Raw genomic sequence first — 26,617 nt, 5'->3', positions numbered from 1 at the left:
ATTTTTGCTATTCTAAACGGCCATCTTCTCGATAGGCGATATCAGGTTGCCAGGTCCATTTGGCTCCATACTTTTCAAGTAAGTCAAAGCTTGCTTGTGGTCCCATGCTTCCAGACTTGTAGTCGTGGAGCGGAACTCCATTTTGAGCCCAGAGCTCTTCGATACGGTCAATCAATTTCCAAGAAGCGCTCACCTCATCCCAGTGGCTAAAGTTGGTAGAATTGTTGTTCAAGACATCGTAGATTAGCTTTTCGTATGGATCTGGTGAAGCCCCAGTAGCGGTAGCATCTGTACGATAATCTAAAGAGCTTGGTGCTAGGTTAAATTCTTCACCGACTTGCTTCCCATTTAGGCTGAGAGAGAATCCTTCAGTTGGTTGGATATAGATGGTCCAGATATTCGGTGCTAATGGTTCTCCAAAGATAGAGTCCATTTGCTTAAAGACGATGTTGACATGAGTCCCTTTTTCTGTCAGGCGTTTACCAGTACGGAAGAAGAAAGGAACGCCACGGAAGCGATCGCTGTCTACAAAGAAGGCACCAGACGCAAAGGTTTCTGTTGTAGATTCAGGATCGACATTTGGCTCGCTTCGATAGGAAATGTATTTCATGCCATCGATTTTACCAGAGCGATATTGACCACGGATAAACTGTTCTTTCAGTTCTTCCTCAGTTGGATGATAGAGGTTTTTAAAGACCTTTATCTTTTCAGCACGAATCTCATCCTTTGTAAAGCTAGCTGGTTTGTCCATGGCTAGAAGAGAGAGGAGTTGAAGAGTATGGTTTTGCACCATATCACGAAGGGCACCAGATTGATCGTAGTAGCCACCGCGTTCTTCAACACCCAAACGTTCCGCAAAGGTAATCTGAACATTATCGATGTGTTCGCGATTCCAAACATTCTCAAAGATCATGTTGGCAAAACGAACAGCAAAGATACTCTGAATCATCTCTTTACCTAGGTAATGGTCGATACGGTAGATTTGCTCTTCATCAAAGGCCGCAAGGAGATCTTCATTGAGTTTGCTAGCTGTTTCGTAGTCTGTACCAAATGGTTTCTCAACGATCAAGCGCTCAAAACCTTTACCATCGACAATGTTTTCAGATTTGAGGTGCTTGGCAATGGTTCCAAAGAACTGAGGTGCCATAGACAAGAAGAAGAGCTTATTGTGTTCAGCTTGGTATTTTTCATTCAGCTCAGTTTGTAATTGACGCAAAGCAATGTAATGTTCCGTATCATTCACATCATGGCTTTGATAGTAGAAGTGGCTAGCAAATTCCTGGGCTTGCTCGGTACTATCTGCCAAATCAAGGATGGACTCAACAACTACAGATTCAAAATATTCCTTACTCCAAGGTCTACGAGCTGTTCCGATAACAGCAAAATGCTCAGAGAGATTGCCTGATTTATAGAGTCTGAAAAGGGAAGGGTAGAGTTTGCGTTTAGCTAAATCTCCACTCGCACCGAAAATTGTAACAATAACCTTTGATGACATCTAGCTACCTAATTTCTATATTTTTTCCTAGTTGAACTAGGGATGAGATTTCCTCATTATCATAGTTTTTATTTTATCATAATTTTCAAAAAAAACAAAAAATCCAATACGCAATTAAAAAACTGTAAGGAGAACCTTACAGTTTTGTTTTATACATTTAAGACCTTGTCCAAGAATTCTTTTAGACGAGGGTGTTGCGGGTTATCGAAGATTTGATCTGGAGTTCCATCTTCCAGGAATTCACCATCAGCCGTAAAGATAACACGGTTAGCCACCTGACGAGCAAATCCCATCTCATGGGTTACGATAATCATGGTCATGCCTTGTTCTGCCAATTCCTTCATAACATTCAGTACATCTCCAACCATTTCAGGGTCAAGAGCGGAAGTTGGCTCATCAAAGAGCATGATATCAGGATTCATGGCAAGTCCACGAGCGATAGCTACACGCTGTTTCTGACCACCTGAAAGGCTATCTGGATTAGCATTAGCTTTGTCTGCAAGACCGACTTTCTCCAGCAACTCCATCCCCAATTTTTCAGCTTCTTCTTTTGTCATCCGTTTGTGTTCAATAGGTGCAAAAGTGATATTTTCTAGGACGGACATGTGAGGGAAGAGGTTGAAGTGCTGGAAAACCATTCCGACGTTTTCGCGAACATGGTCGACATTGGTCGATTTTTCAGTCAAGTCATAACCATTCACTGTGATGTGGCCACTCGTTACCTCCTCGAGAAGGTTAAGACTACGGAGGAAGGTCGATTTACCAGAACCAGAAGGTCCGATGATACAGACAACATCTCCTTCGTAGAATTTAGTTGTAATTCCTTTTAAAACTTCGTTTTTTCCATAATACTTATGCAAATCATTTACATCAATTTTTAGTTTTGCCATTAACGAATCCTCTTTTCTAAGCGTTTCGCTAGTCTAGTCAAAAGCGTGATAATTACAAGATAGAAGATAGCAAGGATTGCATACATCTTGAAACTTTGATAGTTACGGGCGATGATAATCTTACCAGTTTGGAAAAGTTCAACCAGACCGATAGCAGATACGATGGTTGTATCTTTAAGAGCGATAACGAATTGGTTGACGAAGTTTGGCAACATTAATTTAGTCGCTTGTGGCAAGATAATCTTACGCATGGTTTTTCCATAAGAGATACCAAGACTGCGGCTGGCTTCCATTTGCCCAACTGGAACAGCTTGAATCCCACCACGAACGATTTCAGCGATATAAGCTGCCGCATTGAGTGAGAGGGCAATAGTACCAGCTACAAAGTCATTGATTGGACTTTGTTGGCCAGTAATGGACTCGATGAAGTTTGGAATACCCCAGAAAATGAAGGCTGCAAGAATCATCAATGGGATACCACGGATAACGTCAACAAAAATCTCAGAAATCAGACGAAGAGATTTGTATGGGCTAACGCTAAACATACCGAAGATAATCCCGATAACAATAGCAATAGCAAATGAGATAAGAGCTAGAGCAAGAGTGATACCAAGACCGCTAAGGAGTTGTTTGTAGTTGTTTTGAAGCAAGCCCCAGATAGTAGTTTCGTCAACGGTACTTGTAGAGTCAGATGAAGATTCGCTAGCGAGATACTTGTCAAGAATCTTTTGAAACTCTCCGTTAGCTTTGAGGTTGGCAAGTCCGTTATTGAACATCTGGATCAATTCAGGGTTTGTTCCTTTTTTAACCGCAAAGGCAGTTTCACCGATTGGAGTTCCAGCGATTGGTGTTTTCAATTTTTGCCCTTGACTGATAGAATATTTGAGAACAGGCTCATCATCCATCACGGCATCAATAGAGCCAGTGTTCAGACTGTCATACATTGATGCGCCATCTGCAAAGGTTTTAATCTTATAGCCGTATTTGCTTTGGTTTTCAGTAAGGAATGTTTGAGAAGCAGTCCCGTTTTTAACACCAACAGTTTTATCCTTGAGGTCTTCATAAGAAGCAATGGTGCTTGATTCTTTCACACCGAGAATCGTATTTGCTGTGTAGTATGATTCTGAGAAGTCGAAGGTTTCCTTACGAGCATCTGTTACAGACATACCAGCAATGATACCATCTGCTTGTCCTGCTTGAACAGCACTGATGGCTGCGTCAAATCCTGGGTTGGTAATTTCAATTTCAAAACCTTGGTCTTTGGCAATGGCCTTGATGAGGTCCATATCAATACCGGTGTATTGATTGCTTGAATTTTGAAAGACGAATGGGGCAAAAGAAGAGTCACTGGCAATAATGTACTTGCTTTTCACTGGAGTAGCTTTTTGTCCAGCAGCAGTAGTTGTCGTTGGGCTTGCCGTAGTTGTAGAAGCTGTCCATTTTTGGATGATTTGCTCCAAGCTACCATCCTTCTTCATTTGGGCTAGGGCTTCGTTAAACTCGGTAACCAAGTGTTCATACTTGCTCCCTTTTTTGACACCAAAAGCAAAGCTTCCAACAGCCTCGCCATCCATATTGATGCTGAGATCTTGTCCTTGGTTAATCGCATACTCAATAACAGGTTTGTCATCCATGATGGCATTTACAGCACCAGCACTTAGACTGTTATTCATCAAATCACCTGTATCAAAGGTTTTAATAGAGAAACCGTATTTATCTTTGATACTTTCGAGGAAACGTTGAGCGGCAGTTCCGTTCTTAACTCCAACTGTTTTGCCGCTAAGTTCCTCATATTTGGTGATTTTATTTGCCTTTGTGGTAGCAATGACAACTTTTGTATCATAATAGGTATCAGACATGGTAAAGACATTTTCGCGTTCTTTTGTTTTTGTCATACCTGCCATAATAGCATCTGCTTGACCTGACTGCACCGCATTTACAGCTGCATCAAAGCCAGGATAAGACATTTGGATGTTCCATCCTTTGATCTCTGCGACTTTATTGATAATATCAACATCAATCCCTTTATAGGTTTGATCTGAATCTTTAAACTCAAAAGGTGCGTAAGCTGTATCAGATACAATCTTAACAGTATCAGCTTTTGCCATACCTAGTGAGAAAATGGGAAATAAAATGAGCAAACATGCTAGTATTTTTTTCTTCATTTTTAGTCTCCTTTTCCGAATATTTTCCCATTATATCAGAAAATGAATGAAAAGGCAAATTTTATGGATTTTATGTAAGGAAATGTAACATGAAATACTCACTCTTATCAACCTAGAGCAGAGTCTGAAAAGTAAATTTATGGTAAAATAGAAGGATAGAAAAAAGCAGATGAGGCAATCATGATAAATCGAATTACAGATAATAAATTTAAACTAGTATCAAAATACCAACCTTCAGGAGATCAACCACAAGCGATTGAGCAGTTGGTTGACAATATCGAGGGTGGAGAGAAGGCCCAAATTTTGATGGGGGCGACGGGTACAGGGAAGACCTATACCATGAGTCAGGTCATTTCCAAAGTCAATAAACCAACTTTGGTCATTGCTCATAACAAGACGCTTGCTGGTCAGCTCTATGGGGAGTTTAAGGAATTTTTCCCTGATAATGCTGTTGAGTACTTCGTATCTTACTATGATTATTACCAACCCGAGGCCTATGTCCCTTCAAGCGATACCTATATAGAGAAGGATAGCTCGGTCAATGACGAGATTGATAAGCTCCGTCACTCAGCGACTTCAGCCCTTCTGGAGCGCAATGATGTCATCGTTGTGGCTTCAGTCTCTTGTATCTATGGTTTGGGTTCGCCCAAGGAATACGCTGATAGCGTGGTTAGTCTGCGTCCAGGTCTTGAGATTTCTCGTGATAAACTTTTGAATGACTTGGTCGATATTCAGTTTGAACGCAATGATATTGATTTCCAACGGGGAAGATTTCGTGTTCGTGGGGATGTGGTGGAGATTTTCCCAGCTTCCCGAGATGAGCACGCTTTTCGAGTAGAGTTTTTCGGTGATGAAATTGATCGTATCCGTGAAGTTGAGGCTTTGACAGGTCAGGTATTGGGAGAAGTGGATCATTTGGCGATTTTCCCTGCCACTCACTTTGTGACCAATGATGACCACATGGAAGTTGCGATTGCGAAAATTCAAGCAGAATTAGAAGAGCAGTTAGCTGTCTTTGAGAAGGAAGGCAAACTGCTAGAAGCCCAGCGTTTGAAACAGCGAACAGAGTATGATATTGAGATGTTACGTGAGATGGGCTATACCAATGGTGTTGAAAACTACTCACGCCACATGGATGGTCGTAGCGAAGGAGAGCCTCCTTATACGCTTCTTGACTTCTTCCCAGATGATTTCTTGATTATGATTGATGAAAGTCACATGACTATGGGGCAAATAAAGGGCATGTACAATGGAGACCGTTCTCGTAAGGAAATGTTGGTCAATTATGGTTTCCGTTTGCCGTCTGCCTTAGATAATCGTCCTCTCCGTCGGGAGGAGTTTGAGAGTCATGTGCATCAGATTGTTTACGTTTCAGCGACACCAGGCGACTATGAAAATGAACAGACGGAGACAGTGATTGAGCAAATCATTCGACCGACAGGTCTCTTGGACCCTGAGGTAGAAGTGCGTCCAACTATGGGACAGATTGATGACCTCCTAGGTGAAATCAATGCCCGTGTTGAAAAGAACGAACGAACTTTTATCACAACCTTGACCAAGAAGATGGCAGAAGACTTGACCGACTACTTCAAAGAAATGGGCATCAAGGTCAAGTACATGCACTCAGATATTAAGACCTTGGAACGAACGGAGATTATCCGTGACCTACGTTTGGGTGTCTTTGATGTCTTGGTCGGAATCAATTTGCTCCGTGAAGGGATTGACGTACCTGAAGTAAGCTTGGTTGCTATTCTAGATGCTGACAAGGAAGGTTTCCTTCGTAACGAACGTGGCCTCATCCAGACTATTGGCCGTGCTGCCCGTAATAGCGAAGGCCATGTCATCATGTATGCGGACACGATGACTCAATCTATGCAACGTGCCATCGATGAAACGGCCCGCCGTCGGAAAATACAGATGGCTTATAATGAAGAGCATGGTATCGTACCTCAAACCATTAAGAAAGAAATCCGTGATCTAATCGCCGTAACCAAGGCAGTTGCTAAGGAAGAGGACAAGGAAGTCGATATCAATAGCCTCAACAAACAAGAGCGCAAAGAACTCGTCAAAAAACTCGAAAAACAAATGCAAGAAGCCGTCGAAGTACTTGACTTTGAACTTGCAGCTCAGATTCGTGATATGATGCTGGAAGTGAAGGCGTTGGGGTAGTGAAGGAGAAAAATAAATGAACCTAACTATCAAACAAATGGAAACTCCTGAAGAGATAGAAGGTAAATCCTTCGTTCATTGGCAAACGTGGAGAGAGGCTTATGATGACCTTTTACCTGCGAAATTTCAGGAGACGATGACATTAGAAAGATGTCGATTCTTTAGTCAAATATATCCAGAAAATACATTGATTGCGATGGATGGCATGAAGGTAGTTGGTTTTATCAGTTATGGAAACTATCGTGATGAGACTCTTCAAGCTGGTGAAATTATTGCCTTATATGTTTTAAAAGACTATTATGGAAAAGGTATTGCTCAGAAGTTAATGAAGGAAGCTCTGTCTACTCTTGAACAGTTCTCTGAAATATTTTTATGGGTATTAAATGAGAATAAGCGAGCCATTGCTTTCTATCAAAAAATGGGTTTTACTTTTGATGGGCAAGAAAAAATACTTGACCTTGGAAAACCTATCACTGAAATTAGAATGGTACGTAAGAAATCCTCAAAATCTGAGAGTTAAATACTGATAGAATTGCGATTTTGTTTTCAGATTACGCAATGAATCAACAATCATGTTTTAGATTATATTTTAAATAGAGGGAAGTTATTATGAAATTGAAAGAGAAGAATTATAAGAAGTCATCGAGCTTAGATTCTGTTCGTTTTTGGTTACAAGGGCATCGATTTGTCAAATTTATGCTTGATATTATCTTTTATATCATCTTGTTCCTAGTTATAGAATTTACAACATCACAGAACAAAAGCCTTCCAGCTGATTTTCGGTACAGAGAGCTTTTATTTCCCTTGCAATTGAATCTTTTTATCTTGGGTAATAGGTTCTATGCTCTCTTTTTGTCAGTGAAAACTAAAAAAGAAAGGACCCTTAAAAGATTTTGTGAACCCTTTATTTATATCAATATCCTTAGCTTCATTTTTCAACTGATTGGTGTGAGAAAAAGAGGAAGAGTCGTTCTGTCACCTTTGTTTTCACTGGAGTCATCCTATATCTGGTTTCCTATTGTCATCTACCTTCTAGTCTTGATGTTAACTTTGGCAATCTTCTTTCTCTCTAAAGGCTCAAAAAAAGGAGTAGATGAAAATGAAGATGAGTAGGCAAATGAAGTACAAGACAAAAGAAAAGCCTTCTTGGACTAAGAGGATTTTTCTTTGGATGGAAAGGCACAGAAGGATTGGTCAACTTTTGGATACGAGTGTATTATTTGGATCTATGTTTGTATCATTTCTTGCCGCCTCTTACATTAGTTATCTATTACCGAACATAAACTATCTTTCCCCCTTAAGCTTCAATCTTATCCTTCTGATCTTATCAACCTATTTCCTTGTCTTTCGTTTTAGTAGTGATAAACTTCAGAAATGGCGTTACTTTTCATGGGGATTTATTGGGTTCAATGGTCTTCTTTTTCCCTTTCATCTCTTGGTAGGTCTGAATTGGCTAGGACGTCGTAAGTCAACGAATTTCCCTCCCATAATTTCTATGGATCCAGCCTATGTCTGGGTTCCTATTGTAAGTTATCTCTTTTTCTTTTTCTTGGGGCTGGGAATTCTGCTTTTGATTATACAGATAGAAAAGAGAAGAAGGAGGCGTAAATGGAACGAAAGACTAAGAGACAAAAGAAGATCAAACAACAGAACAGACAAATGAGAAAAATCCAGAAAAAGTATTCTTTGGTAGCTCACGTCCAATTGTGGCAGGAAAGACATTCAAAGATTGCTTCTTTTATGGATGGTGGTATAATATTATTATCTATTTTTGGTATCATGTATGTATTGTTCGGGACGTCACTTATCCCGAAACCATATCAAGAAATGTCCTATCTCTTGCCAATTATTATGAATTTTGTCTTTTTGGTGCACACACTCTATCAAGGTATTTTTAGAGATGGTTTTAGCAATAAGGCTTCAGTACAAGGATTTTTAAAAACTTTTCTATTCATAAACGGACCTATTTTTCTCCTCCACTACTTGTTGGGGTGAAAGGGAGAAATGTTAAAAAAATTCCTTCCCTATTATCTATCGATTATCGCTACATCTGGCTTCCAATTACTACCTATCTAATCTTTTTCATCATTCCAGCGATATTAATGGTCATTTTGAAATATAAGGACAAAAAGAGGAATAATCATGACAAAAGAAAATCTAACTAAGTTATTTTCATTTAAAACACTCTATTTGGCTTTGCTAGCTTTTGTGATCCTTCATTTAATCTTGTTGGTTTTTGGCCTATCTTTTACTCCGATTTTGTGGAATAGTTGGTTTTTTATTCTTTGTTTGACCTTCCTAATCCATCCTTGGAGAATCTTTTATAGAACAAGAGATTTTCAATGGTATCACCTTATTTTTCAATTATTTAGTGGATTAGTGGCACTTTATCTTTGGTTTGCAGCATTTTTTGCTTTGTCCATTATGTCGGATCCAGCCATTCCCATCAATATAGACTATCACATACAAGATAAGGAAATCATCATTGCTAGAGGTTTTTTGGCCCGTACTACTTATGAACATCATGAATTGATCAATCCCTTTATCATGAAGGCAGAAGTAAAATACAACGAAGATACATTTTAATAACTTAGAAAGCGAGTAAATCTATGTCCCGTGCCCAAGCAACTATTTTAACCAACATCTGTCTGATTGAAGACCTCGAAACCCAGCGCGTGGTGATGCAGTATCGTTCACCCGAAAACAATCGCTGGTCTGGCTATGCCTTTCCAGGAGGACATGTTGAGAATGGCGAGGCCTTTGCCGAGTCTGTCATTCGTGAAATATACGAAGAAACTGGCTTGACCATTCAAAATCCCCAACTGGTCGGCATTAAAAACTGGCCCTTAGATACAGGTGGGCGCTACATCGTCGTTTGCTATAAAGCGACAGAGTTTACTGGAAATCTCCAATCTTCAGAAGAAGGAGAAGTATGTTGGGTGCAAAAAGACCAGATTCCAAACTTGGAACTGGCCTATGATATGTTGCCTTTGATGGAAATGATGGAAGCACCTGACAAGTCAGAGTTCTTCTATCGCCACCGTACAGAGGACGGCTGGGAGAAAGAAATTTTCTAGTCTTTTACCAAATAACCCAACTGATCCAAGGCCTCCTCGATATAGTGGAGGTCTTGTTGTGTCTCGGCTTCAACAAGGTGGTAATGAATGCCGTCTGTCAATTCAGAAAGGGGTCTAAAGTCTGAATTCTCGACTTGTTCCAGAAAGTGCTGGACATCTCGGCGGCAAGTGAGTTTAAGTAGGGTTTCAATTTCGCCATAAACGGGATGATCGATTAAGATATTTTGAACGCGTCCGCCATTATCTACAATAGCTAGAAGTTCCTGCCCGATTTCTTCCAGTTCATGTTTCACTTTAAAGAGTTTGTGGACGTAGGGGCTGGCATCATTTTCCTTGTAGATATAGCCACGATTGGTGGATAGGATAGGAGCTCCATCTGCTCGGAGAATAGCGATGTCCTGTACAATGACCTGACGCGTAACATGAAAGTGTTCAGCCAAGGTTTGACCATTGAGAGCTTTTGGCGCTTCTTTTAATAGTTTGAGAAGAGCTTGTTTGCGATCCTTTGTCATAGTTTTTCCTTTTAGCGACGTTTTCGAAGCACTTTATAGACAGCTAGTGCTAATGTATAGTCTACCATACTATGGACGATTGTGCCAAAACCAACTAGGACAAAGAGAACATAAAACATATTTTCAACATTTGTCCCTGAAGTAGCATAAAAGATGATACAAGCTATTACTTCAGCGATAGCATGAACAACACCCAAAACAAAGTTAAAAATCCAAGATGTCTTTGGTTTATCCAAGGTTTCAGGAAATTTCTTTAAGTACAAAGCCCCCAAAGTAGCAAAAACAATGTGAGAGAAGGCACGAAGTACAATAACAGGCGGATAACCTGCCATCAGGAAACCAAGACTAGAAGCAATAATCACAAAAGCAGCCATCAAAGGCGAAAGAAACATGGCGATAAAGATGGGGATATGACTTCCCAAGGTGTAAGAAGCCGGTGGGATAACGATTTTAAAAGGCATAATGATTGGAATCAAAATCGCTATTGCAGTGAGTAGGGCAGTCATAGTCATAAACTGCGTTTTTTTCCGTATATCCATAAGAACCTCCATTTATCTGTATATACACAAGTATAGTACAATAAATCACCAATCAAGTCAAGAAGCATTATTGATTTTTCAGGAAAATTTGGTTAAAATGTGGTAAAGAATAATAGGAACTGAGGAGAAAATGTGATGATACTTTTTGTTTACCTAATCGTGGTAATCGTGATGATGTCAAAACAGAAAAGTGAAGGGAAAATAGTCTCAGGTTGGACTCGTTTCCTAGTTTACAGTTTATTGGTCCTGTCGCTACTCTCTCTATTAGCAAGTGGCCTGGCTGTTTCACTTTTTAGCCTTCCTTTATTAGGTTTTCTTTTGATGGCAGCAATACTCGAAATTGCTTATTTCGTCAGATTGGTGATTGCATTTGGTTTGGTTTTACTATCTCTAACCCTATACTTGGATAGCCAGAAAAGTCAGCAACCTACCCCTCTTTCGTATCATCTCCTGCGCTTTGGCTTTCACATTCTATTAATGTTTCTCATGTTTTAAATGCTAAACTCCACCTTCAGGATGAAAGTGGAGTTGTTTTATTTTTTCAAGGTTTGTAAACGTGGGACAATTGCTACTGCGAGAACTGCAGAGATGACAAGCTCAGCAATTGAGTTGGTTGAAATAACAGTTGCAAGGAGTTTTTGGATATTGCCATCGAAGACATTTCCAAAAAGGAAGAAGATTCCTCCAAGGACAAAGACGGTGTTGGTAAGGGAACCGAGAGCACCAGCAAAGATGAGACCCGTTCTGTTTTTTAATAATTTATAAACCAAGTAAGGTGTCAGCCCAATCAAAACGCGAGGGACAATAGCGATAATAGCAGAATAGATATTTCCGTTCGGTACGAATGGTGAGAAGAGGTAGCTGGTTGGAAGGATGGTAATCGTGTTTACCGTTAAGCTCAATAGTCCCATAAGAAAACCAAGTGTAACCCCAACCCGAGGTCCATAGATGATACTAGCAATAATGACTGGAATATGAACGATAGTTGGTTTGATTGGAAATGGGAAGAGATTAAAGAGGAGAGAACTCAAAAAGTGGATAACGAGCATAACTGCAAAAAAGATAGCAATTGGAGCAATGTTAGAGCGTTTGTTCATTGAGGGTTTCCTTTATTCTTTCTAAAATAGTATTCAGGTCAGCTAGGGCGCCTTTGCCGTGATCGCCACAGGCTAGTAGAGATTCTTTTGGAGAGATAATCTGATAACCATAGGTCTCTAATGTTTTTAGATTAGCCTGAGTTGCCGGATGGTCATACATTTTTGTGTTCATTGCTGGAGCTAAGAGTTTAGGGATGTGAATTGGTAGGGCAAGTGCTGTACTTGTCACCATGTTATCAGCAAATCCATGGGCTAACTTTGCGATGGTATTAGCAGTAGCTGGGGCTACAATAAAAAGGTCGGTCCTTTTGCCTAGTTCGATATGATTGACTTGATCAGGATAAGGTTCCTTCATGACATCAAGGTGGACAGGATTTTGAGAGAGGACCTGTAGTGTCAACGGTTGGATAAACTCTCTCGCTGCCTCAGTCATTATGACAGTGACATCATGGCCTTGTTTTTTCAAAGAACTGACTAAATCAGCTGTTTTATAGGAGGCTATGGAACCTGTCACTGCGATGAGAATATTTGCCATGGCTTTCCTTTCTATGAGTCGTAAGCTTGAATTTTTTCAAGAAGGAGGTTTGCTATTTCCTCTTTGGTTTGAACGGTTTGAAGATGATCATTCTCAACAAAGATTGCGCGATGCTGATTTGCTGAGATTTGAGTCAGGTCATTAGCGATGATTAAGTCCGCTTGGTTCTTGATAAGACTCTTTCGTGCGATCTCAATGAGATAATCCTCAGAGACATCAACCAGCAGTTTAAAGCCAATCAGATGAATGGCAGGATTCCATTCTTTGACCAGAGAGATGATTTTTGGAGTCTTTTTAAGGAACAAAACCTGAACTTCATCAGTTGAAGAAATCTTAGCTTGATGATTCTGCTTGCTTAAAAATTCTTCTAAATTAGGGCTAGCCTGTACCTCCTCAAGCCCCGTCATATAAACAGGAGTATAGTCGGACACAGCCATTGAGTGGATTAAGACCTGATATTCCTTAACAAGTTCTTGCATCCCAACTAGAAGGTCGTTGGTATTATCAATTTCTCGAATGCTTAGGTTGGGATGAGCTTCTGGCTTCAGAGCTCGTTTTGTCGTTATCAAACAAACTTCATGCCCCGCAGCAAGCAAGGTTTCTGTGATGATTTTCCCTAAACGACCTGTAGAATGGTTAGTAATAGAGCGGACACTATCAATAGCTTCACTGGTACCGCCCGATGTGACTAAAATTTTCATAGCACTATTGTACACAAAAATAAACAGTAAGTAAAATGAAAGCGATAAAATTTTGCTAAAACAAAGCTACACTATAGTTTATAACTATAAAGCCATATAAAATTTTTAAAAGAGCCCTAAAAATCTTGAAATTCAGGATATTTACGAACGTTTAGAGAGTTTATGGATGTTAAAAATCTTGTTTTGTGTTATAATGAATTATCACATTAGAGGTTAGAGGAGTTTTGAATGAAAACAGATATTGAAATCGCACAGAGTATTGAGTTGAAGCCAATCGTTGATGTTGTTGAGAAATTGGGCATTTCTTACGATGATTTGGAATTGTATGGAAAGTACAAGGCTAAGCTCAGCTTTGACAAAATTCGTGCAGTTGAGAGCAATCCAGTTGGTAAATTGATCTTGGTTACTGCCATCAATCCAACACCTGCAGGTGAAGGAAAATCAACTATTACCATTGGTCTGGCAGACGCCTTGAACAAGATTGGCAAGAAAACCATGATTGCTATTCGCGAACCGTCTCTTGGCCCAGTAATGGGGATTAAGGGTGGTGCAGCCGGTGGTGGTTATGCCCAAGTGTTGCCAATGGAGGACATCAACCTTCACTTTACCGGGGATATGCATGCCATTACAACTGCTAACAACGCTCTTTCTGCCTTGATTGACAACCACTTACACCAAGGAAATGAGCTGGGAATCGACCAACGTCGTATTCTTTGGAAACGTGTTGTGGACTTGAATGACCGTGCCCTTCGTCATGTGACTGTTGGGCTTGGTGGGCCTCTAAATGGTATTCCTCGTGAGGATGGCTTTGATATTACAGTTGCTTCAGAAATCATGGCCATTCTTTGCTTGGCTACGGATATTGAAGATTTGAAAAAGCGCTTGGCTAGCATCGTTATTGGCTATCGCTATGACCGTACACCAGTTACTGTTGGTGATTTACAGGTTGAGGGAGCTTTAGCATTGATTTTGAAAGATGCTATCAAACCGAACTTGGTTCAGACAATTTACGGTACACCTGCCTTTGTACATGGTGGTCCATTTGCCAATATCGCTCACGGATGTAACTCTGTTTTGGCAACAAGCACAGCCCTTCGCTTGGCGGATTATACTGTTACTGAAGCTGGTTTTGGTGCAGACCTTGGTGCTGAGAAATTCCTTGATATCAAGACACCAAACTTGCCAACATCTCCAGATGCTGTTGTCATCGTTGCAACCCTTCGTGCCCTTAAGATGAATGGTGGTGTAGCTAAAGATGCTTTGACAGAGGAAAATGTAGAAGCAGTTCGTGCAGGCTTTGCTAACTTGAAACGCCACGTTGAAAATATTCGTAAGTTTGGTATTCCAGCAGTTGTTGCGATTAATGAATTTGTCACTGATACAGAAGCTGAAATTGCAGCCTTGAAAGAACTTTGTGCTTCTATTGATGTGCCAGTTGAACTAGCAAGTGTCTGGGCTGATGGGGCAGAAGGTGGTGTAGCACTTGCTGAAACGCTTGTCAAGACAATCTCTGAAAATCCAGCCAACTACACACGTCTTTATGACAATGACCTTTCTGTCCAAGAAAAGATTGAAAAGATTGTTACAGAGATCTATCGTGGTAGCAAAGTGAACTTTGAGAAGAAAGCTCAAACGCAAATTGCTCAAATCGTTCAGAATGGTTGGGACAAATTGCCAATCTGTATGGCGAAAACTCAGTACAGTTTCTCTGACAACCCAAGTGCACTTGGAGCTCCAGAAAACTTTGAAATTACCATTCGTGAATTGGTACCAAAATTAGGTGCGGGCTTCATCGTTGCCTTAACAGGTGATGTCATGACCATGCCAGGTCTTCCAAAACGACCAGCAGCTCTCAACATGGATGTTGAAAGCGACGGAACTGTTCTAGGTTTGTTCTAGTATATTGTAATTGAATTAAAATGAGTTTGGAAAAGCTTTCCAAGCTCATTTTCTTGTCTAGATATGGGAGTTGTCTTTAGCTGATGAGAGAGGTGTCTTCTACAAGCAATCAGTCTAGGTAAAGATATTTTCCCTGATTTCTGATATAATAGAAATATTGACTTCAAGAGTAAGGAAGAGAAAATGAACGCATTATTGAATGGAATGAATGACCGTCAAGCCGAGGCGGTGCAAACAACAGAAGGTCCATTATTGATCATGGCTGGTGCTGGTTCTGGGAAGACCCGAGTTTTGACCCACCGTATTGCTTATTTGATTGATGAAAAGATGGTCAATCCTTGGAATATCTTGGCCATTACCTTTACCAATAAGGCGGCGCGTGAGATGAAGGAGCGTGCCTATGGCCTCAATCCAGCTACTCAGGACTGTCTGATTGCGACCTTTCACTCCATGTGTGTTCGTATTCTACGTCGTGATGCGGATCATATTGGCTATAATCGAAATTTCACTATTGTAGATCCAGGTGAGCAACGAACTCTCATGAAACGCATTCTCAAGCAGTTGAACTTGGATCCTAAAAAATGGAATGAACGGAGCATTTTAGGGACTATTTCCAATGCTAAGAATGACTTGATTGATGATGTGGCTTATGCTACCCAGGCTGGTGATATGTATACGCAAATCGTTGCTCAGTGTTATACGGCCTATCAAAAGGAGCTTCGTCAGTCTGAGTCCGTTGACTTTGATGATTTGATTATGCTGACCCTGCGTCTCTTTGATCAAAATCCTGACGTCTTGACCTACTATCAGCAGAAGTTCCAGTACATTCACGTTGATGAGTACCAAGATACCAACCATGCCCAGTACCAATTGGTCAAACTCTTGGCTTCACGCTTTAAAAACATCTGCGTGGTCGGTGATGCGGACCAGTCTATCTACGGTTGGCGTGGGGCTGATATGCAGAATATCTTGGATTTTGAGAAAGATTATCCTAACGCCAAGGTTGTTTTGTTAGAAGAAAATTACCGTTCAACCAAAACCATTCTCCAAGCCGCCAATGACGTCATCAAAAACAATAAAAATCGTCGTCCTAAGAATCTCTGGACCCAGAATCCTGATGGGGAACAGATTATTTACTATCGTGCAAATGACGAACAAGATGAGGCTGTTTTTGTAGCCAAAACCATTGATGAACTTGGTCGCAGTCAAAACTTCCTTCATAAGGATTTTGCAGTTCTTTATCGGACTAATGCACAATCCCGTACCATTGAGGAAGCCTTGCTCAAGTCCAATATTCCTTATACTATGGTTGGAGGAACCAAGTTCTACAGCCGTAAGGAAATCCGTGATATTATCGCTTATCTTAACCTCATTGCCAATTTGAGTGATAATATCAGTTTTGAGCGCATTATCAACGAGCCTAAACGCGGAATTGGCCCAGGAACCGTTGAGAAAATTCGCGGCTTTGCTAATATGCAAGACATGTCTATGCTGGATGCTTCAGCCAATATCATGTTATCAGGAATCAAGGGGAAGGCAGCACAGTCAATTTGGGACTTTGCCAATATGATTTTGGATTTGCGAGAAAAACTGGATCAATTAACTATCACCGAGCTGGTTGAGGCTGTTCTAGAAAAAACAGGTTATATCGATATTCTCAATGCCCAAGCGACCTTAGAAAGCAAGGCTCGGGTTGAAAATATCGAGGAATTTCTATCTGTTACCAAGAATTTTGACGACAATCCTGATAGTCAAGAAGAGGAAACAGGTTTGGACAAACTCAGTCGTTTCTTGAATGACCTTGCCCTGATTGCGGATACGGACTCTGGTAGTCAGGAAACATCGGAAGTGACCTTGATGACCTTGCACGCAGCTAAGGGACTTGAGTTCCCAGTTGTCTTTATCATTGGGATGGAGGAAAATGTCTTTCCACTTAGCCGTGCAGCTGAGGATCCTGATGAACTGGAAGAAGAACGCCGTTTGGCCTATGTCGGTATTACACGCGCAGAAAAGATCCTTTATCTGACCAATGCTAACTCTCGCTTGCTTTTTGGGCGTACCAACTACAATCGTCCAACTCGTTTTATCAATGAAATTAGTTCGGACTTGATTGAATATCAAGGCTTGGCTCGTCCGGCGAATACTAGCTTTAAGGCATCTTATAGCAGTGGTGGAGTGGCCTTTGGTCAAGGTATGAGCCTAGCTCAGGCCCTTCAAGAACGGAAACGGAATGCTGCACCAAGCTCTATCCAGTCAAGTGGTCTTCCGTTTGGACAGTTAGCAGCCGGAAATAAAAAAGATTCAAGCGATACCAACTGGTCTATTGGGGATATTGCTCTCCACAAGAAGTGGGGAGAGGGAACTGTTCTGGAAGTCTCTGGTAGCGGTGATACTCAGGAGTTGAAAATCAATTTCCCAGAAGTGGGGCTGAAAAAACTCTTAGCCAGTGTAGCTCCAATTGAGAAAAAAATCTAATTTTCCATCCTTCTCACGAATAATAAAGTGAGGAGGATTTTTATGTACAGCATTTCATTCCAAGAAGATTCACTCTTGCCTAGAGAAAGACTAGTTAAAGAAGGAGTAGAGGCGCTGAGCAATCAAGAATTACTAGCTATTCTGCTCAGAACGGGAACGCGTCAGGCCAATGTTTTTGAAATCGCTCAGAAAGTCTTGAATAGTTTGACCAGTCTAACTGATCTGAAAAAAATGACCCTGCAGGAATTGCAGAGTTTGTCTGGTATTGGACGGATTAAGGCCATTGAATTACAAGCGGTGATTGAACTGGGACATCGTATTCACAAACATGAAACCCTTGAGATGGAAAGTATTCTCAGCAGTCAAAAGCTAGCCAAGAAAATGCAACAGGAACTTGGCGACAAAAAACAAGAGCACCTAGTGGCGCTCTATCTCAATACTCAAAATCAAATCATTCATCAGCAAACTATTTTTATCGGATCTGCGACACGCAGCATCGCTGAACCACGGGAAATTCTTCACTATGCATTGAAGCATATGGCTACCTCAGTGATTCTCGTTCACAATCATCCATCCGGTGCTGTATCTCCAAGTCGAAACGACGACCATGTCACTAAACTAGTCAAGGAAGCCTGCGAACTGATGGGAATTGTTTTCTTGGACCATCTGATTGTCTCGCACTCGGATTACTTTAGTTACCGTGAAAAGACGGACCTGATTTAGAGTTCATTAACAACATAGTCAAATAGCGTTTTATCTTTGGGGCGGTTTTCAAAGAGAAATTCAGGATGCCATTGAACACCAAGATAAGGAAAGCCGTCCGTAGTTGTCACAGCCTCAATGATTCCATCTTTAGGATCATGTGCTACAACCTTAAGATTTGAAGCTAGATCTTTAATACTCTGGTGATGGAAGGAGTTGATGTGAGAGATTTCTCCATAGATTTCTCGTAGAATGGTATCAGGTTCCGTTACGAGGCGTTGGGTCGTGTATTCGGCTGAACAGTCCTGCCAATGATCCTCGATATCTTGGTGTAGCGTGCCTCCCATAGCGACATTGAAAAGTTGAGTACCCCTACAAACAGAGAAAATTGGTTTCTTTTGCTTAATCGCTTCTTTGATAAGTGCTAGTTCAAAAATATCTCTTTGAAGATGGTAGTCATCACTATCAATAGCTTTTGGTTCACCATAGTATTTTGGATCAACATTTTGCCCCCCCGTTAGGATGAGCTTATCAATGATACTGATGTAATAGGCAGCCATTTCTTGATCACCAATCGGTAGGATGATTGGAATTCCGCCAGCGTCCTTGACTCCTTCAACAAAGCCTTTTGCTGCATAGCTCATCATGATGTCATCATCTGGATGAGCTTTTTCATTTCCTGTAATCCCAATAACTGGTTTTTTCATACATGCTTTCGCTTTCTAATCCTCTTTACGCATAAAATAGAGGAGGGTTTGGAGTTCGCTTGTCAAATCAACATACTGAACAACCACATCTTTTGGAAGGTGAAGGTGAACAGGGGAAAAACTGAGAATACCTTTTATACCTGCATCAACCAAAAGATTGGCAACTTCTTGTGATTTAACACTTGGAACTGTTAGGATAGCAGTTTTGACATCTGCTTCTTTGATTTTTTCTTTAATCTGTGAGATACCATAGATTGGAATTCCATCAGGTGTTTGGCTTCCAACTTCTGGATGGTCATCTAGGTCAAAGGCCATGATAATTTTCATCTTGTTACGCTCGTGGAAGCGGTAGTGGAGAAGGGCATGGCCCATATTTCCAATCCCAACCAACATAACATTAGTAATGGAGTTATCATTTAGGAGATCAGCAAAAAAATTCATCAATTTTTTGACATCGTAACCAAAACCACGACGACCTAGTTCACCAAAATAGGAAAAATCCCGACGAACGGTCGCAGAATCGATACCGATAGCCTCTGCAATTTGCTTGGAGTTGGCACGTTCGATTTTTTCTGCATGAAATCTCTTAAAAATTCGATAGTAGAGAGAGAGTCTTTTTGCTGTTGCTTTTGGAATAGCAGACTGTTTATCTTTCACAAAATCACAACCTTTCTATTCTTCTATTTTATAGAAACATTGTGAAAAAATCAACAAAAACAAGAAAAAACTAAGAAATTTCTTAGTTTTTATCTGAAAAATGAGCTTGCGATAGAAAACGGTAGAGATCGCCAACCAATCCTTGATAAATCACCTTATCATTCAGCGTTAAGGAGCTGATTAGGAGAGTATCAGGTAGGGTCACACAGCCAGATAGAGATAACATGAGCTCTTCGTAATCCTTATATTCAAGTGTACGTTCTACGTGATAGTTATCTTGATAGGTAAGTCGATACATAGTCAATTATCTTTCTTCTTTAGTGAAGATACCGCGTTCTACAAGGCTGTCCATGAGGAAGTAGAATTTTTCCTGATGAATGTGGTGGTCTTCTGATTTAAAGATATTGACCAAACGAAGGCCAGACTTGTCAGTGATGTTGAGTTTAGCACCTGTAAGGTCTTTATTGATGATGATTTTTAGTTTGAAACCTTCACCACTGTTAGGTACTTTTTCAAGTAGACGAGTTAGTTCGTAGTTTCCTACCTTTGTTTCAAAGAAAGTATTGTCTTTTAATGTAAATTTTTTGACAGTTGGGCTAAGTGTGTAGTCGTAGCGGCAGTTTTGTAGTTTAATGGTTTTTTCGAATGCCATTAGATTAATCTCCAATAATATTTTTTAAGGTTTGTGCGAGTTGTTTCAGTTCAACCTCAGTGTTAAGAGGAGAGAGACTGATACGGACAGATTCTTTCAAACGATGTGAATTTGGTCCATAAAATGCTTCAAGCACATGACTGGTTTGCACAATACCAGCAGTACAAGCTGAACCGGTAGAAATTGAAATTCCTTCAAGGTCTAACCGTAGCAAGAGCAAATCATTTTTTTGACCAGGAAAGCCAATGTTGACAACATAAGGTAGTTGGTGATTGCTTTCATTGAGATAGTAGTCGAGACCTGCAATTTCTTCTAAAAAAGTAGATTTAAGTGCGCTTAGTTTTTGGTAATGCTCAACTTGGTCATTTAAATCCTCTTTGAGAGCAGCGACCATGCCTACAATGGCAGCGAGATTTTCTGTTCCAGCCCGTTTTTTTTGTTCTTGGTCCCCACCGTGAAGATAGGAATCAAAGTCTCCAGTAGATGCGTAAAGAAAGCCCACTCCTTTTGGTCCATGGAATTTGTGGGCAGAAGCGCTGAGGAAATCAATTCCTAATTCCTCGGGATGGATAGGAATTTTTCCGATAGCTTGAACAGCATCTACATGATAAGCAGCAGGATGATCTTTTAAAATAAGTCCAATCTCAGCGATAGGTAAGAGGCTACCTGTTTCATTATTAGCATACATGGTGGAAACGAGGATGGTATCGTCACGTAAGGCTTCTTGAATTTGCTGGGCAGTTATTTCTTGATTTACTGGTTGGATGATAGTTGCTTCAAAACCAAAATGTTGAACCAGATAATCGATAGTCTCAAGCACAGAATGGTGTTCAATAGCTGTAGTAATGATATGTTTTCCACGTTCTTGATGACGGAGACAATAGCCGATAATGGCTGTATTGTTACTTTCTGTACCGCCAGATGTAAAAAAGATATGTTGAGGTTTGGTTCCTAGTAAGTGGGCTAAGTCTTGACGAGCTTCTCGCAAGAGTTTGCCAGCCTGCCGACCATGACTATGAATACTAGAAGGATTACCATGAGTTTCTTGCATGACCTTGGTCATTTCAGAAATAGCTACTGCTGACATAGGAGTTGTAGCAGCATTGTCCAAATAAATCAAAGAATCACCTTATTTCTTTTTGTTGTAAGCAAAGAGTGGGCTGACTGGTTTTCTTTCATGGATGCGGACGATAGCATCTCCGATTAATTCGCTAGCAGTAATGTAACATACATTTTCTGGAGTCCTTTCTTTGGTCGCTACTGAGTCTGTCACAAGGATTTCTTTGATGTTTGTAGCGTCAAGAAGGTCTGCTGCCCCTTCAACAAATAAACCGTGACTAGATACTGCATAAATCTCAGTTGCGCCTTCACGTTCAACGATTTTGGCTGCTTCAGAGAAAGTACGACCAGTATTTAGGATATCGTCAATCAAGATAGCCTTTTTGCCTTCAACATCCCCAATGATATAGCCTTCGTTACGATCAGAATCGTCTTGGGCGTAGTCAATGATAGCGATAGGAGCATCAAGATATTCAGCCAAACTACGTGCACGTTTAACACCAGAGTTCTTTGGACTGACAACAACAACATCAGAACCAAGAAGCCCTTTATCACAGTAGTGCTTAGCAAATAGAGGAACAGTATAAAGATTGTCTACAGGAATGTCAAAGAAACCTTGGACCTGAACAGCGTGGAGGTCAAGCGTTAGAACACGGCTTACACCAGCTTTGACAAGCATATTGGCAACCAGTTTCGCAGTGAGGGGTTCGCGAGAAGAAGCGATACGATCCTGACGCGCATAACCAAAGTAAGGAAGGACAACGTTGATACTATGAGCACTTGCACGTACACAAGCATCAACCATGATTAACAACTCCATCAAGTGGTTGCTAACAGGGTAGCTGGTTGACTGGATGATGTAGACGTCGTAACCACGGACACTTTCTTCAATGTTGACCTGGATTTCGCCGTCAGAAAATTGTCGAGAGGATAATTTCCCGAGAGGTACACCAACTGTATCCGCAATCTTTTGAGCGATTTCATGGTTAGAGTTTAGGGTGAAAAGTTTCATGTTGTTTCTATCTGACATTATAGACCGTCCTCTGTAAACTTTGTGAATCTTCTTTGAGAAAGTTTTGTTTTTCAAAGCCAGATTCTTTTATTTTTATCTTTTCTATTTTACCAAAAAAAGGAGATTATTTCAGCTTTTTTTCATGCTTTTAATAAAACGAATTAATTTTGAAGGAGCTTTCTGATAGGTTATCTGATTTTCATCTAAAAATCTCTGAAAATCTTCTTTCCCTTTTTCATGGTCGGTGACTTCAAGTTCGAGTTCATAGTCCGTCTGGTCAAAGTAGTGACTTTCATCTAAGGCCATTAAGCCAATCTCAGTTTTCATTTCATAACGAAGGGTGGAAAGGCAACCTAGAACAAGCCAGTCATGGCTTTCGATGCCAATCTTAGAGAGCTTCTCTAGAACGAGACCCTGAGGTAGTTTTGGTTTTTCTAGGTACGATTCAGCTTCTGGAAGAGTTAGTTTCTGGTTGTATTCCATATTTCCTACAGTTTGAGGCACTTTTAAGGTCAATTCCGCCCAATCTGCAAAAGTGCGAATGCGCATGGCAACCTTCTTTTCACGCAATTGGAAATCTGGTGTGTCAATGTAGTAGTTCTTCTGAAGAACGGGTTGGATATGGGAAAACTGTTTTTTTAGATGATCATATTCCTCTTTTTTCAGAAGTGTTTTCAATTCTATTTCTAAATGTTTCATTTTTTCAACCTTTTCTATATCTTTGAAAGCGATTTATGGTATAATGGACAATGTATTTATTGTATACGAATGTACTGAAAAAATCAAAGATTTTCGACAGAGCAATCAAACATTACAAGGGAGAAAGTATGACCATAGAATGGGAAGAATTTTTAGATCCTTACATTCAGGCTGTTGGTGAATTGAAGATTAAACTTCGGGGAATTCGCAAACAGTATCGTAAGCAAAACAAGCATTCTCCGATTGAGTTTGTAACGGGTCGGGTAAAACCGATTGAAAGTATCAAAGAAAAGATGGCTCGTCGAGGAATTACTTATGCAACTTTAGAAAATGACTTGCAAGACATTGCTGGTTTACGTGTCATGGTTCAGTTTGTTGATGACGTTAAAGAGGTAGTTGAGATTCTACGTAAACGCCAAGATATGAGAGTCGTTCAGGAACGAGACTATATCACTCATCGTAAGGCTTCGGGCTATCGTTCTTATCACGTTGTTGTCGAATATACTGTAGATACGATAAATGGGGCTAAGACCATTCTCGCCGAGATTCAAATACGGACTTTAGCAATGAATTTCTGGGCTACGATTGAACACTCACTCAATTATAAATATCAGGGCGATTTTCCAGAAGAAATCAGGAAAAGATTGGAAATCACAGCGAAAATAGCCTATCAACTGGATGAAGAAATGGGTAAGATTCGTGATGATATCCAGGAAGCGCAGGCTCTCTTTGATCCATTGAGCAGAAAACTAAACGATGGTGTAGGAAATAGTGACGATACAGATGAAGAATACAGGTAAACGAGTTGACCTCATAGCAAATAGAAAGCCACAAAGTCAGAAGGTCTTGCATGAACTGAGGGAAAAACTAAAGAAACAGCATTTTATACTGAACGATACCAATCCCGACATCGTCATTTCCATTGGTGGCGATGGAATGCTTTTGTCTGCCTTTCACAAGTATGAGAATCAGTTAGACAAGGTTCGATTTGTAGGTGTTCATACAGGGCATTTGGGATTTTACACAGATTATCGTGATTTTGAGCTGGATCAGTTGGTGACCAATCTTTTACTAGATACTGGTGCCAAAGTTTCCTATCCAGTCTTGAATGTCAAGGTAACGCTTGAAAATGGAGAAGTGAAAATCTTCCGAGCCTTAAATGAAGCCAGCATCCGTCGATCAGATCGCACCATGGTTGCGGATATCATCATTAACCATGTTCCGTTCGAAAGATTTCGTGGAGATGGAGTGACTGTTTCAACGCCGACGGGAAGTACTGCCTACAACAAGTCCTTGGGTGGAGCTGTCTTGCATCCTACCATTGAAGCCTTGCAGTTGACGGAGATAGCGAGTCTTAACAACCGAGTTTATCGTACTTTGGGATCATCGATCATTATTCCCAAAAAAGATAAGATTGAACTTTTGCCGACACGCAATGATTACCATACGATATCAGTCGATAACAGCGTCTATTCATTCCGTAATATCGAACGGATAGAGTATCAAATCGACCATCACAAGATTCACTTCGTAGCGACTCCAAGCCACACTAGTTTCTGGAATCGTGTCAAAGATGCCTTCATCGGCGAGGTGGATGAATGAGGTTCGAATTTACCGCAGATGAGCACGTCAAAGTCAAAACTTTCCTCAAGAAACATGAGGTTTCCAAGGGACTTTTGGCTAAGATTAAGTTTCGAGGCGGGGCTATTCTGGTTAATGGCCAAGCTCAAAATGCGACTTATCTCTTAGATATTGGAGATAGAGTAACTATTGACATTCCTGCAGAGGAAGGGTTTGAGAGCCTTGAAGCTATTAATCGACCACTCGATATTTTATATGAGGATGACCATTTTCTGGTTTTGAATAAGCCTTATGGAGTAGCTTCCATCCCCAGTGTTAATCATTCCAATACCATTGCTAATTTTATTAAGGGCTACTATGTCAAACAAGAATATGAAAACCAGCAAGTTCACATCGTGACTAGGCTTGATAGAGATACATCTGGTTTGATGCTTTTTGCCAAGCACGGCTACGCTCATGCACGTTTAGACAAGCAACTGCAACGAAAGTCTATCGAAAAACGTTACTTTGCTTTAGTTAAAGGAGCTGGTGTCTTGGAGCCTGAAGGGGAGATTATCGCCCCGATTGCGCGTGATGTGGACTCCATTATCACAAGACGGGTTGCCAAAGGTGGGAAATACGCCCATACATCTTACAAAGTTGTCGCGTCTTATGGAAATATTCACCTAGTCGATATTCGTCTTCATACTGGGCGAACTCATCAGATTCGAGTGCATTTTTCTCATATTGGCTTTCCTTTGTTGGGAGACGATTTGTATGGTGGTAGTCTGGATGACGGTATCCAACGTCAGGCTCTGCATTGCCATTATTTATCTTTTTATCATCCTTTTCTAGAGCAAGATTTGCAACTAGAAAGCCCCTTACCGGATGATTTCAGCAATCTTATTACTCAGTTATCAACTAATACTCTTTAAAAACTATTTGGAGTATAATTTATTTTCTTAAAGGAGAAAACTCATGGAAGTTTTTGAAAGTCTCAAAGCCAACCTGGTTGGCAAAAATGCTCGTATCGTTCTCCCTGAAGGGGAAGAGCCTCGTATTCTTCAAGCAACAAAACGCTTGGTAAAAGAAACAGAAGTGATTCCTGTTTTGCTTGGAAACCCTGAAAAAATTAAAATTTATCTCGAAATCGAAGGGATCATGGATGGTTATGAAGTCATTGACCCTCAACATTATCCTCAATTTGAAGAAATGGTTGCTGCCTTGGTAGATCGTCGTAAGGGCAAAATGACTGAAGAAGAAGCGCACAAAGTTTTGGTTGAAGATGTCAACTACTTTGGTGTGATGCTAGTCTACTTGGGCTTGGTTGACGGTATGGTATCTGGTGCGATTCACTCAACTGCCTCAACAGTTCGCCCAGCCCTTCAAATTATCAAAACTCGCCCAAATGTAACGCGTACTTCAGGTGCCTTCCTCATGGTACGTGGTACGGAACGTTACCTATTTGGAGACTGTGCCATTAACATCAATCCAGATGCAGAAGCCCTGGCTGAAATTGCGATCAACTCAGCAATTACAGCTAAGATGTTTGGTATTGAACCTAAAATTGCTATGCTAAGCTATTCTACTAAAGGTTCAGGATTTGGTGAAAGTGTTGATAAGGTAGTGGAAGCTACAAAAATTGCTCACGACTTGCGCCCTGACCTTGAGATTGATGGTGAATTGCAATTTGACGCTGCCTTTGTTCCTGAAACTGCAGCTCTTAAAGCTCCAGGAAGTAACGTAGCTGGTCAAGCAAATGTCTTTATCTTCCCAGGTATCGAAGCCGGAAATATCGGTTACAAGATGGCTGAGCGCCTTGGTGGTTTTGCGGCTGTCGGACCTGTTTTACAAGGTTTGAACAAACCTGTTAACGACCTTTCTCGTGGATGTAATGCAGATGATGTGTACAAGTTGACCCTTATCACAGCAGCTCAAGCAGTTCATCAATAAGATTTAGTCCTCTTTCCCATGGGAAGAGGCTTTTTAGTACTGAGAAAAGGACAGTTAGAAGC

29 protein-coding genes are annotated in these 26,617 nt (G+C 40.7%); 14 read left to right on the top strand and 15 right to left on the bottom strand.

The features are described from left to right. Positions 1-7 precede the first annotated feature (7 nt). From zwf to EL140_RS05270, 3 genes are all read right to left on the bottom strand, one after another. Complete coding sequence (gene zwf, locus EL140_RS05280; RefSeq protein WP_000096118.1) at positions 8-1,495, bottom strand: glucose-6-phosphate dehydrogenase; 1,488 nt, start codon at positions 1,493-1,495, stop codon at positions 8-10. A gap of 149 nt (positions 1,496-1,644) precedes the next feature. Then, positions 1,645-2,385, bottom strand: a complete 741-nt coding sequence (locus EL140_RS05275; RefSeq protein WP_001096337.1) for an amino acid ABC transporter ATP-binding protein — start codon at positions 2,383-2,385, stop codon at positions 1,645-1,647. Then, positions 2,385-4,550 carry an ABC transporter substrate-binding protein/permease gene (locus tag EL140_RS05270; protein WP_000726963.1) on the bottom strand — a complete coding sequence of 722 codons (2,166 nt, stop codon included), beginning with the start codon at positions 4,548-4,550 and terminating at the stop codon, positions 2,385-2,387. The genes EL140_RS05275 and EL140_RS05270 overlap by 1 nt, the downstream gene beginning before the upstream one ends. 180 nt (positions 4,551-4,730) lie before the next feature. Between EL140_RS05270 and uvrB the strand changes: the two genes are divergently transcribed. The 6 genes from uvrB to EL140_RS05235 all read left to right on the top strand — a co-directional run bounded on the left by uvrB (position 4,731) and on the right by EL140_RS05235 (position 9,796). Continuing rightward, entirely contained in the window at positions 4,731-6,719 is a 1,989-nt protein-coding gene (uvrB, locus tag EL140_RS05265; RefSeq protein ID WP_000610406.1) for an excinuclease ABC subunit UvrB, read from the top strand. A gap of 16 nt (positions 6,720-6,735) precedes the next feature. After that, complete coding sequence (locus EL140_RS05260; protein ID WP_001054583.1) at positions 6,736-7,239, top strand: GNAT family N-acetyltransferase; 504 nt, start codon at positions 6,736-6,738, stop codon at positions 7,237-7,239. A gap of 89 nt (positions 7,240-7,328) precedes the next feature. Beyond that, positions 7,329-7,832 carry a hypothetical protein gene (locus EL140_RS05255; protein ID WP_000768099.1) on the top strand — a complete coding sequence of 168 codons (504 nt, stop codon included), beginning with the start codon at positions 7,329-7,331 and terminating at the stop codon, positions 7,830-7,832. Between the two features lie 495 nt (positions 7,833-8,327). Further along, a complete protein-coding gene (locus EL140_RS05245) occupies positions 8,328-8,714 on the top strand; it encodes a hypothetical protein (protein WP_002875537.1) in 387 nt (128 codons plus the stop codon). A 147-nt stretch (positions 8,715-8,861) separates the two neighbouring features. Further along, positions 8,862-9,305: a hypothetical protein gene (locus EL140_RS05240; protein WP_000159687.1), complete on the top strand. Its 444-nt coding sequence runs from the start codon at positions 8,862-8,864 to the stop codon at positions 9,303-9,305. 23 nt (positions 9,306-9,328) lie between these two features. Then, positions 9,329-9,796 (top strand): 8-oxo-dGTP diphosphatase, encoded by a 468-nt coding sequence (locus EL140_RS05235; RefSeq protein WP_000085295.1) that lies wholly within the window; start codon positions 9,329-9,331, stop codon positions 9,794-9,796. On the opposite strand, the gene EL140_RS05230 is transcribed toward EL140_RS05235, so the two are convergent. Both EL140_RS05230 and EL140_RS05225 read right to left on the bottom strand, forming a co-directional pair. Further along, the gene (locus tag EL140_RS05230) at positions 9,793-10,308 is read right to left on the bottom strand and encodes a transcription repressor NadR (protein WP_000159158.1); all 516 of its coding nucleotides are present in this window, start codon (positions 10,306-10,308) and stop codon (positions 9,793-9,795) included. The two genes, EL140_RS05235 and EL140_RS05230, sit on opposite strands and share 4 nt — an antisense overlap. An 11-nt stretch (positions 10,309-10,319) precedes the next feature. Continuing rightward, on the bottom strand, positions 10,320-10,847 hold the full coding sequence (locus tag EL140_RS05225) for an ECF transporter S component (RefSeq protein WP_000354643.1): 528 nt from the start codon (positions 10,845-10,847) through the stop codon (positions 10,320-10,322). 135 nt (positions 10,848-10,982) lie between these two features. On the opposite strand from EL140_RS05225, the gene EL140_RS05220 reads away from it, so the two are divergent. Beyond that, positions 10,983-11,342 carry a hypothetical protein gene (locus EL140_RS05220; RefSeq protein ID WP_000600204.1) on the top strand — a complete coding sequence of 120 codons (360 nt, stop codon included), beginning with the start codon at positions 10,983-10,985 and terminating at the stop codon, positions 11,340-11,342. Positions 11,343-11,380: 38 nt separating this feature from the next. On the opposite strand, the gene EL140_RS05215 is transcribed toward EL140_RS05220, so the two are convergent. The 3 genes from EL140_RS05215 to coaB are packed head-to-tail and all read right to left on the bottom strand — an operon-like array spanning position 11,381 to position 13,180. Continuing rightward, on the bottom strand, positions 11,381-11,944 hold the full coding sequence (locus EL140_RS05215) for an ECF transporter S component (protein WP_001042722.1): 564 nt from the start codon (positions 11,942-11,944) through the stop codon (positions 11,381-11,383). Beyond that, positions 11,928-12,479, bottom strand: coding sequence for a phosphopantothenoylcysteine decarboxylase (coaC, locus tag EL140_RS05210; protein WP_001274065.1), 552 nt, complete (start codon positions 12,477-12,479; stop codon positions 11,928-11,930). Before coaC ends, EL140_RS05215 begins: the two co-directional genes overlap by 17 nt. A gap of 11 nt (positions 12,480-12,490) precedes the next feature. Then, a complete protein-coding gene (coaB, locus tag EL140_RS05205; protein WP_000699508.1) occupies positions 12,491-13,180 on the bottom strand; it encodes a phosphopantothenate--cysteine ligase in 690 nt (229 codons plus the stop codon). Positions 13,181-13,408: 228 nt separating this feature from the next. Here coaB and EL140_RS05200 point away from each other — a divergent pair, with 228 nt between their 5' ends. From EL140_RS05200 to radC, 3 genes are all read left to right on the top strand, one after another. After that, positions 13,409-15,079 carry a formate--tetrahydrofolate ligase gene (locus EL140_RS05200; RefSeq protein ID WP_000845249.1) on the top strand — a complete coding sequence of 557 codons (1,671 nt, stop codon included), beginning with the start codon at positions 13,409-13,411 and terminating at the stop codon, positions 15,077-15,079. A 183-nt stretch (positions 15,080-15,262) separates the two neighbouring features. Next, positions 15,263-17,554, top strand: a complete 2,292-nt coding sequence (pcrA, locus tag EL140_RS05195) for a DNA helicase PcrA (RefSeq protein WP_000992893.1) — start codon at positions 15,263-15,265, stop codon at positions 17,552-17,554. Positions 17,555-17,596: 42 nt separating this feature from the next. Then, entirely contained in the window at positions 17,597-18,277 is a 681-nt protein-coding gene (gene radC, locus EL140_RS05190; protein WP_000286942.1) for a RadC family protein, read from the top strand. On the opposite strand, the gene EL140_RS05185 is transcribed toward radC, so the two are convergent. From EL140_RS05185 to EL140_RS05155, 7 genes are all read right to left on the bottom strand, one after another. Next, the gene (locus EL140_RS05185; protein WP_000743311.1) at positions 18,274-18,963 is read right to left on the bottom strand and encodes a gamma-glutamyl-gamma-aminobutyrate hydrolase family protein; all 690 of its coding nucleotides are present in this window, start codon (positions 18,961-18,963) and stop codon (positions 18,274-18,276) included. The two genes, radC and EL140_RS05185, sit on opposite strands and share 4 nt — an antisense overlap. A 15-nt stretch (positions 18,964-18,978) precedes the next feature. Next, positions 18,979-19,620 (bottom strand): redox-sensing transcriptional repressor Rex, encoded by a 642-nt coding sequence (locus EL140_RS05180; RefSeq protein ID WP_000653409.1) that lies wholly within the window; start codon positions 19,618-19,620, stop codon positions 18,979-18,981. An 82-nt stretch (positions 19,621-19,702) separates the two neighbouring features. After that, entirely contained in the window at positions 19,703-19,918 is a 216-nt protein-coding gene (locus EL140_RS05175) for a DUF4649 family protein (RefSeq protein WP_000286093.1), read from the bottom strand. Positions 19,919-19,924: 6 nt separating this feature from the next. After that, positions 19,925-20,272, bottom strand: a complete 348-nt coding sequence (locus tag EL140_RS05170) for a DUF1831 domain-containing protein (RefSeq protein WP_000863526.1) — start codon at positions 20,270-20,272, stop codon at positions 19,925-19,927. A gap of 4 nt (positions 20,273-20,276) precedes the next feature. Further along, a complete protein-coding gene (locus EL140_RS05165; protein WP_000639676.1) occupies positions 20,277-21,392 on the bottom strand; it encodes a cysteine desulfurase family protein in 1,116 nt (371 codons plus the stop codon). A gap of 9 nt (positions 21,393-21,401) precedes the next feature. Then, the gene (locus EL140_RS05160) at positions 21,402-22,361 is read right to left on the bottom strand and encodes a ribose-phosphate diphosphokinase (protein ID WP_001283843.1); all 960 of its coding nucleotides are present in this window, start codon (positions 22,359-22,361) and stop codon (positions 21,402-21,404) included. A 111-nt stretch (positions 22,362-22,472) separates the two neighbouring features. After that, a complete protein-coding gene (locus tag EL140_RS05155) occupies positions 22,473-23,042 on the bottom strand; it encodes a CYTH domain-containing protein (RefSeq protein WP_000681305.1) in 570 nt (189 codons plus the stop codon). A gap of 128 nt (positions 23,043-23,170) precedes the next feature. Between EL140_RS05155 and yjbM the strand changes: the two genes are divergently transcribed. From yjbM to pta, 4 genes are read left to right on the top strand one after another with little or no spacing between them, the layout of a single operon-like run. After that, the gene (gene yjbM / locus EL140_RS05150) at positions 23,171-23,842 is read left to right on the top strand and encodes a GTP diphosphokinase (RefSeq protein WP_000151561.1); all 672 of its coding nucleotides are present in this window, start codon (positions 23,171-23,173) and stop codon (positions 23,840-23,842) included. Continuing rightward, the gene (locus tag EL140_RS05145; RefSeq protein ID WP_000799063.1) at positions 23,826-24,644 is read left to right on the top strand and encodes an NAD kinase; all 819 of its coding nucleotides are present in this window, start codon (positions 23,826-23,828) and stop codon (positions 24,642-24,644) included. Before yjbM ends, EL140_RS05145 begins: the two co-directional genes overlap by 17 nt. Further along, on the top strand, positions 24,641-25,537 hold the full coding sequence (locus EL140_RS05140; RefSeq protein WP_001210025.1) for an RluA family pseudouridine synthase: 897 nt from the start codon (positions 24,641-24,643) through the stop codon (positions 25,535-25,537). The genes EL140_RS05145 and EL140_RS05140 overlap by 4 nt, the downstream gene beginning before the upstream one ends. Before the next feature lie 43 nt (positions 25,538-25,580). Continuing rightward, positions 25,581-26,555: a phosphate acetyltransferase gene (gene pta / locus EL140_RS05135; RefSeq protein WP_000451577.1), complete on the top strand. Its 975-nt coding sequence runs from the start codon at positions 25,581-25,583 to the stop codon at positions 26,553-26,555. Positions 26,556-26,617: the final 62 nt, after the last annotated feature.

The organism is Streptococcus oralis ATCC 35037 (assembly GCF_900637025.1).
Taxonomy (GTDB): Bacteria; Bacillota; Bacilli; order Lactobacillales; family Streptococcaceae; genus Streptococcus; species Streptococcus oralis.
The sequence above is the reverse complement of the archived record's forward strand: the minus strand, read 5'-3'. Positions and strand labels throughout refer to the sequence as shown.

Excerpts from the sequence above, each read along its gene's own strand:
- EL140_RS05240 (WP_000159687.1), top strand. The coding sequence starts at position 8,862 with ATGACAAAAGAAAATCTAACTAAGTTATTTTCATTTAAAACACTCTAT.
- radC (WP_000286942.1), top strand. The coding sequence starts at position 17,597 with ATGTACAGCATTTCATTCCAAGAAGATTCACTCTTGCCTAGAGAAAGA.
- EL140_RS05275 (WP_001096337.1), bottom strand. The coding sequence starts at position 2,385 with ATGGCAAAACTAAAAATTGATGTAAATGATTTGCATAAGTATTATGGA.
- EL140_RS05185 (WP_000743311.1), bottom strand. The coding sequence starts at position 18,963 with ATGAAAAAACCAGTTATTGGGATTACAGGAAATGAAAAAGCTCATCCA.
- EL140_RS05140 (WP_001210025.1), top strand. The coding sequence starts at position 24,641 with ATGAGGTTCGAATTTACCGCAGATGAGCACGTCAAAGTCAAAACTTTC.
- EL140_RS05270 (WP_000726963.1), bottom strand. The coding sequence starts at position 4,550 with ATGAAGAAAAAAATACTAGCATGTTTGCTCATTTTATTTCCCATTTTC.
- EL140_RS05200 (WP_000845249.1), top strand. The coding sequence starts at position 13,409 with ATGAAAACAGATATTGAAATCGCACAGAGTATTGAGTTGAAGCCAATC.
- coaB (WP_000699508.1), bottom strand. The coding sequence starts at position 13,180 with ATGAAAATTTTAGTCACATCGGGCGGTACCAGTGAAGCTATTGATAGT.
- EL140_RS05220 (WP_000600204.1), top strand. The coding sequence starts at position 10,983 with ATGATACTTTTTGTTTACCTAATCGTGGTAATCGTGATGATGTCAAAA.
- yjbM (WP_000151561.1), top strand. The coding sequence starts at position 23,171 with ATGACCATAGAATGGGAAGAATTTTTAGATCCTTACATTCAGGCTGTT.
- coaC (WP_001274065.1), bottom strand. The coding sequence starts at position 12,479 with ATGGCAAATATTCTCATCGCAGTGACAGGTTCCATAGCCTCCTATAAA.
- EL140_RS05175 (WP_000286093.1), bottom strand. The coding sequence starts at position 19,918 with ATGTATCGACTTACCTATCAAGATAACTATCACGTAGAACGTACACTT.
- EL140_RS05225 (WP_000354643.1), bottom strand. The coding sequence starts at position 10,847 with ATGGATATACGGAAAAAAACGCAGTTTATGACTATGACTGCCCTACTC.
- EL140_RS05255 (WP_000768099.1), top strand. The coding sequence starts at position 7,329 with ATGAAATTGAAAGAGAAGAATTATAAGAAGTCATCGAGCTTAGATTCT.
- EL140_RS05235 (WP_000085295.1), top strand. The coding sequence starts at position 9,329 with ATGTCCCGTGCCCAAGCAACTATTTTAACCAACATCTGTCTGATTGAA.
- EL140_RS05160 (WP_001283843.1), bottom strand. The coding sequence starts at position 22,361 with ATGTCAGATAGAAACAACATGAAACTTTTCACCCTAAACTCTAACCAT.
- EL140_RS05155 (WP_000681305.1), bottom strand. The coding sequence starts at position 23,042 with ATGAAACATTTAGAAATAGAATTGAAAACACTTCTGAAAAAAGAGGAA.
- EL140_RS05170 (WP_000863526.1), bottom strand. The coding sequence starts at position 20,272 with ATGGCATTCGAAAAAACCATTAAACTACAAAACTGCCGCTACGACTAC.
- EL140_RS05145 (WP_000799063.1), top strand. The coding sequence starts at position 23,826 with ATGAAGAATACAGGTAAACGAGTTGACCTCATAGCAAATAGAAAGCCA.
- zwf (WP_000096118.1), bottom strand. The coding sequence starts at position 1,495 with ATGTCATCAAAGGTTATTGTTACAATTTTCGGTGCGAGTGGAGATTTA.
- uvrB (WP_000610406.1), top strand. The coding sequence starts at position 4,731 with ATGATAAATCGAATTACAGATAATAAATTTAAACTAGTATCAAAATAC.
- pta (WP_000451577.1), top strand. The coding sequence starts at position 25,581 with ATGGAAGTTTTTGAAAGTCTCAAAGCCAACCTGGTTGGCAAAAATGCT.
- EL140_RS05215 (WP_001042722.1), bottom strand. The coding sequence starts at position 11,944 with ATGAACAAACGCTCTAACATTGCTCCAATTGCTATCTTTTTTGCAGTT.
- EL140_RS05260 (WP_001054583.1), top strand. The coding sequence starts at position 6,736 with ATGAACCTAACTATCAAACAAATGGAAACTCCTGAAGAGATAGAAGGT.
- EL140_RS05245 (WP_002875537.1), top strand. The coding sequence starts at position 8,328 with ATGGAACGAAAGACTAAGAGACAAAAGAAGATCAAACAACAGAACAGA.
- EL140_RS05230 (WP_000159158.1), bottom strand. The coding sequence starts at position 10,308 with ATGACAAAGGATCGCAAACAAGCTCTTCTCAAACTATTAAAAGAAGCG.
- pcrA (WP_000992893.1), top strand. The coding sequence starts at position 15,263 with ATGAACGCATTATTGAATGGAATGAATGACCGTCAAGCCGAGGCGGTG.